Origin of the sequence: Chamaesiphon polymorphus CCALA 037 (assembly GCF_003003845.1) — a bacterium.
GTDB classification, from domain to species: domain Bacteria; phylum Cyanobacteriota; class Cyanobacteriia; order Cyanobacteriales; family Chamaesiphonaceae; genus Chamaesiphon; species Chamaesiphon polymorphus.
In genome coordinates this window covers 1-5,388 of the sequence record NZ_PVWO01000411.1, presented here as the reverse complement: position 1 = coordinate 5,388, position 5,388 = coordinate 1, and the positions used below count along the sequence as shown (strand labels likewise).

The 5,388-nt window shown below is 46.1% G+C and carries 6 protein-coding genes; 2 read left to right on the top strand and 4 right to left on the bottom strand.

Features of this window, described 5'->3' with window-relative positions:
• Positions 1-78 precede the first annotated feature (78 nt).
• Positions 79-714 carry a K(+)-transporting ATPase subunit C gene (kdpC, locus tag C7B77_RS23135; protein ID WP_106310471.1) on the top strand — a complete coding sequence of 212 codons (636 nt, stop codon included), beginning with the start codon at positions 79-81 and terminating at the stop codon, positions 712-714.
• A 169-nt stretch (positions 715-883) separates the two neighbouring features.
• On the opposite strand, the gene C7B77_RS23130 is transcribed toward kdpC, so the two are convergent.
• Entirely contained in the window at positions 884-1,186 is a 303-nt protein-coding gene (locus tag C7B77_RS23130) for a hypothetical protein (protein ID WP_106310468.1), read from the bottom strand.
• A gap of 44 nt (positions 1,187-1,230) precedes the next feature.
• Here C7B77_RS23130 and C7B77_RS23125 point away from each other — a divergent pair, with 44 nt between their 5' ends.
• Positions 1,231-2,343: a histidine kinase gene (locus tag C7B77_RS23125; protein ID WP_106310465.1), complete on the top strand. Its 1,113-nt coding sequence runs from the start codon at positions 1,231-1,233 to the stop codon at positions 2,341-2,343.
• Here C7B77_RS23125 and C7B77_RS23120 read toward each other — a convergent pair.
• The 3 genes from C7B77_RS23120 to C7B77_RS23110 all read right to left on the bottom strand — a co-directional run bounded on the left by C7B77_RS23120 (position 2,340) and on the right by C7B77_RS23110 (position 5,358).
• Positions 2,340-3,350, bottom strand: a complete 1,011-nt coding sequence (locus tag C7B77_RS23120; RefSeq protein WP_106310462.1) for a hypothetical protein — start codon at positions 3,348-3,350, stop codon at positions 2,340-2,342. The two genes, C7B77_RS23125 and C7B77_RS23120, sit on opposite strands and share 4 nt — an antisense overlap.
• 209 nt (positions 3,351-3,559) lie before the next feature.
• Positions 3,560-4,867, bottom strand: coding sequence for a (Fe-S)-binding protein (locus tag C7B77_RS23115; RefSeq protein WP_106310459.1), 1,308 nt, complete (start codon positions 4,865-4,867; stop codon positions 3,560-3,562).
• Positions 4,868-5,037: 170 nt separating this feature from the next.
• On the bottom strand, positions 5,038-5,358 hold the full coding sequence (locus C7B77_RS23110; RefSeq protein WP_181243982.1) for a hypothetical protein: 321 nt from the start codon (positions 5,356-5,358) through the stop codon (positions 5,038-5,040).
• Positions 5,359-5,388 lie beyond the last annotated feature (30 nt).

Below are 5,388 nucleotides of genomic sequence, written 5' to 3'. Positions count from 1 at the left end.
ATCCGGGTTCCACTAGCACCAATAACCTAAAACTAAGCCCCACCTCATACCCCAAAACTAAGCCCCACCCAACCACCCATGAATCCCATCCGCGAAATCACCAAAGCCATCCGCGCCACCCTCGTCCTCTGGCTCCTAGTCGCCGTCATCTACCCCTTCGCAATGCTCGCCATCTCCCAAGCCGCCTTCTCATACCAAGCCAACGGTAGCCCCCTCAAAAACCCCCAAGGACAAACCATCGGCTCCGCCCTCATCGGTCAACCATTTACCAGCGATCGCTACTTCAACAGCCGCCCCAGCAGCACCAGCTACAGCACCGCCGACCCCAACCAAGACACCGCAGGCATCCTCAAAACCGGAGTATCTGGAGCCACCAACCTCGCCCCCAGCAACCCCGCGCTCCTCGATCGCATTAACGGCAAAACCGACCCCGACCCCAAAAAAGCGATCGCAGGCGACCTCCCCAGACTCCAAAAAGCAGGCATCAAACCCACCGCAGATCTCCTCTACACCTCCGGTTCCAGCCTCGACCCCCATATCACCCCCGAAGCCGCCAGAGCGCAAGTTCAACGCATCTCAGCCGCACGCAATCTCCCCACCAATCGAGTCGAACTGTTAATCGTCCAAAATACCGACGATCGCTTCCTCGGCATCTTCGGCGAACCAGGAATCAATGTGTTGAAATTAAATCTGGCTTTGGATAATTTGCGGTAGAGATCGAGAGATTTTTAATAACCGCAGAGGCGCAGCGATGCGCGCACGCCTTTGTTTCCCGACGGTTTAGCGCAACAAGACAAAGGACGCAGAGAAAGAAAAATTGTAGGTTGGGTTGAGTATCGCAAAACCCAACATTCACGATCGCATATTTATGTTGCGTTTGGATTTATCTCCAAGTCACAGTTCCTTCCACAAAATCTACTACAGGTGGGGACATTCTAATCGTCTTACCATCGGGTGCAACAATTCGCCAGCCCTCCCAAGGATCGACATCAAATTCTACGTCTGGCAAACGATCGTAATCCTCTGCCAATGCAGCATCAATATATTCGAGCGCAGATCGCACATTGTCGCTCAATTCCTCAAAAGCAATAATGCCACCCAGCCACGGGAAATCTATATAACTAATGTTTGTAATTGTGCCAATTAATCGATCGTGCCAATAAAGATGAAATAACCGATCGTCCATATATTAATTAACCCGCACGCTCTCAAGACAAAAGTATTTAAATTATGCACAAATATCGTCGTGGCAAACATAAAATCTTCATTGGTATGAGTCCCGGCGTCGGCAAAACATACAGAATGCTCGAAGAAGGGCATCGCCTGCGCGCTGAAGGCATCGATGTCGTCATCGGCTTGCTCGAAACCCACAATCGCGCTGAGACTATTGCCAAAGCTAAGGGTTTAGAGCAAGTGCCCCGCCAGCAGATTACCTGGAAAGACGTGATGCTTACCGAAATGGATGTGCCAGCCATCCTCCGCCGCCAACCACAACTAGCATTAATAGACGAACTAGCGCATACCAATATCCCCGGCTCCGAACGCGAAAAACGCTATCAGGACGTCGAACAGATTCTCCAGGCGGGGATCGATGTCTATTCCACCGTGAATATTCAACATCTCGAAAGCCTGAATGATACCGTCGCCCAGCTTACAGGGATCGTCGTCCGCGAACGCATTCCCGATCGGGTCTTAGACGCGGCTGATGAAGTCGTCGTCGTCGATGTCACGCCAGAAACCCTCCAAGAACGCCTGCGAGATGGCAAAATCTATGCTCCCGATAAAATCGATCGATCGCTAAATAACTTCTTTCAGCGGCGTAATTTGGCCGCACTCCGCGAATTGGCACTGCGAGAAGTCGCCGATAACATTGAGGAAGAGACCGAGCAGGCGAACGGCGATGCCCTCGTACCTGCTTCTTGTAACATTCACGAACGGTTATTGGTATGTATTTCGACTTATCCCAATACGATCCAACTGCTCCGTCGCGGCGCGCGAGTGGCTAACTATATGCACGCTCGTTTTTATGTTTTATTTGTCAACGAACCCGATCGATTTTTGACCAAAGCAGAAAGCCTGCATATCGCTACTTGCGAACGGCTCTGTCAAGAATTTGGCGGCGAGTTTATCCAGGTGCGCGACTACAATATTATCAAAGCGATCGTTCAAACTGCCAAGCAATATCGCATCACACAAATTGTCATGGGCGAAAGTCAGAAATCGCGCTGGCAAATTTTATGGAAAGGTTCATTAACTCAACAAATTCTGAGACTGCTTAAAAATGTCGATATCCACATCATCTCTACGAGTAAATCTGCTACATTAGATTCTGAAACTAACTAATTTAGATTATGGATAATTTTGGCAATCTTTATGGCATTTTCGGTATCTTCGCGATCGAGATATAATGCCTCTGCTTGACGGTAGGCAGCAATTATTTCAGATATAGATGGATTTTTCTGCATAGCCAAGAGTAATCCCAACTCTTCCCAGATTTTGGGATCTTCAGGCGATTGAAGAGTTAGTTCCCGTAACACTTTGAGCCGCTCTTGTTTTTGCTGTTTGCTACTAAAGATTGTTTTTGTTAACTCGACGAGCGATTCTCTAGCTGCGACGCTCGCTCGCTCTTTTTCTTGCTGAATTTCTGCCTCTGTAGGAATAGTTCGGTGTTGACTTATCTGCTGCGAAATTGCCTCAATTGATAATCCTAGTATAGATCTAACTTGAAGTAAAAGCCGTTGATGCTCTTGTTTGGTAGTAATACTATCTACACTCGGATAATCATCTGTATTCATACTACTTAAGTTAAATCTGTGCTGGCGATCGGTCGCAATCTTGGGAGGTTTTTTGGGAATTAACAAAAAGATATTAATGTGCATCACGCCATCATCAATATATTCCTCAAACTGGGCATCTTCAATTCGATCGAAAGGAACGATCTGTACCAGCTTACCACCGACGAGATTAGCGGTATTAATGATTAATTGCTGCTGAAGGCGATCGAAAATAAATGTTGTGTAGCCACTTTCCCACACCATTCTCCAAGTCAGAAATACCATTGCGGCTGCCAATATTACCCAAGGCAACAGAATACAAATATGGGTTAATAGTGTATTTTCAAACACTGGCATAATTGACTTAAGACTTGCAAACACGATAATATTTACTCCGAAAGTAGCCAACATCATCAGTGGTAGAATCACGATCTCAAAGAGCAGCATACTCAACCAAGCTTTTCGCATCACTCGCGCGCGCGAGCAGGCTGGTTGCAATACTAATTCGGTCTCGCTTAGCTTGACACTTTCATAGACATAAGGATGTCGATTCGATCGGGTATTACCGTGAGTCATGTAAAGTTAGGAAGATTAACGGGACTAATATACTTATCTTTCCCCAAAATCAAAATTCATCATCTTGATTCATGTTGGTATCAAAGCAATACTGCTCGTCTAATCTCAAAATTGTTTAGTCCACTTTCGCGGTGCAGTAATAAAAATATAGCTGCTTCTCTCTTTTCACCACATCGATTACAAAACATCTGGGCAACTCTCGGATTGTTTCAGAGCATTTTTCCCGCGATCGATAAATCTAAAAGCTCGATCGGGTGTAATATTTTAGTCTGATGACCTTGAAGTTCCAGGTGTTTAGCAATTTGCAGCGTACAGCCAGGATTTGCCGAGGCAATAATCGTCGCTCCGGTATTGACTAAGTTGCGGACTTTTTGAGAGCCGAGTTCGTTGGCTGTTTCTGGCTGAAGCATATTATAAACGCCAGCACTACCGCAGCATAAAGCTGCATCTAGGGGTTCGGTGAGGGTGATGTTGGGAATTTGTTTTAGTAACTGGCGCGGTTGGACGCTAATTTTTTGCCCGTGCAATAAGTGACAAGCATCTTGATAAACTAACTTCAGTGGTTCGCTCGAAATCGGCGATAGTTGGGTGGTTAGTTGGATGTCGGCGAGAAATTCTTGAACATCTTTAACTTTGGCCGCAAAATCGATCGCTTTTTGGGCGTATTCAGGATCGTCGTGGAGTAATTCGCCGTATTCTTTTAATGTGTGTCCGCAACCAGCAGCATTGATAATAATGGCATCGACGTTGGTATCGGCAAAATTATCTATCATCTGTCTGGCAAGGGTTTTAGCTTGTTCTTCTTGCCCTTGATGGTGCGGGAGAGCGGCACAACATCCCTGTGCGGGTGGAATGACAATTTCGCAACCATTGGCGGTGAGTACTCTCACTGTAGCCTGATTCACGCGATCGAAAAATAGCCGCTGCACGCAACCTAAAATCATCCCCACGCGATATCTTTGCGTACCTTGGGCGGGAATGAGTTCGGGTAAGGTATCTTGAAATGTACTTAAGGATAGTTCGGGGAGATTAGACTCCATCCCCGCTAAATGGGGCGATACTTTTTCGACGATGCCAGTTTGGCGGATGAGTTTTTGTAAGCCGAGTTTCTGATAGATAAATAACGGAATTAGTAACAATCGTAGCCGATTGGGATAGGGAAATAGCCCGAAAATAAACTGTCGATACAACCGTTCGACGAGCGGACGTTGATGGTTGCGTTCGATTTGGGGACGCATCGAGGCAATTAATTTGTCATACTGCACTCCCGACGGACAGGTAGTTGTACAAGCCAGACAACCCAAGCAACTATCGAAATGACTGACAACCGCAGGGGTAAGTTCGATTTCACCTTCGTTGAGCGCATCCATCAAATAAACTCGTCCCCGTGGCGAATCCATTTCCGTACCCAAGACGCGATAGCTAGGACATGTAGACAGACAAAAACCACAATGCACGCAAGCATCGATGAGTTTGGGTTCTGGAGGATTCTGGGAGTCTAAGGTGGGAGATTGCATGAGGTTTAGTGGTTAAGCCGTATGGGAAGGCAGAAGGTTTTAGGCTTTAGGCTTTAGGCTTTAGGCAATAATTATGTTAGAGATTGAATGCCTATTTTTTGATAAAGATCGATAGATTATTACAGTCATTCACGATCGACCATCAATTATCAATTATCAATTATCAATTATCAATTATCAATTGACTTTACTACCCATTTCCACAACGGATGAGAACTACCTTGCTGCCGAATCTGGCGGACTTGCTTGGCTAATCGTTGGCGATCTTTTTTGGGAAGTCCCCAAAGTACATTGCGACTTTGCCATACCAAAGTACCAGTTGTCATCCCTACGCACAGAGCCAAACCAAAAGCTGGAATCGGTTGAAAGGCTAGGCCATATCTGACCGCAGCCCAAGTAAAATATTCTTGGATTAGACTTATAGGATAACGTAATTCCCACAAGCTAAGTAGGTAGGTGGGGAAATAATAAACTGCATAAAGTTTTGTCACGGAACTGGAGAGTTGGAGAATTTAAAGCGT

Excerpts from the sequence above, each read along its gene's own strand:
- kdpC (WP_106310471.1), top strand. The coding sequence starts at position 79 with ATGAATCCCATCCGCGAAATCACCAAAGCCATCCGCGCCACCCTCGTC.
- C7B77_RS23130 (WP_106310468.1), bottom strand. The coding sequence starts at position 1,186 with ATGGACGATCGGTTATTTCATCTTTATTGGCACGATCGATTAATTGGC.
- C7B77_RS23125 (WP_106310465.1), top strand. The coding sequence starts at position 1,231 with ATGCACAAATATCGTCGTGGCAAACATAAAATCTTCATTGGTATGAGT.
- C7B77_RS23120 (WP_106310462.1), bottom strand. The coding sequence starts at position 3,350 with ATGACTCACGGTAATACCCGATCGAATCGACATCCTTATGTCTATGAA.
- C7B77_RS23115 (WP_106310459.1), bottom strand. The coding sequence starts at position 4,867 with ATGCAATCTCCCACCTTAGACTCCCAGAATCCTCCAGAACCCAAACTC.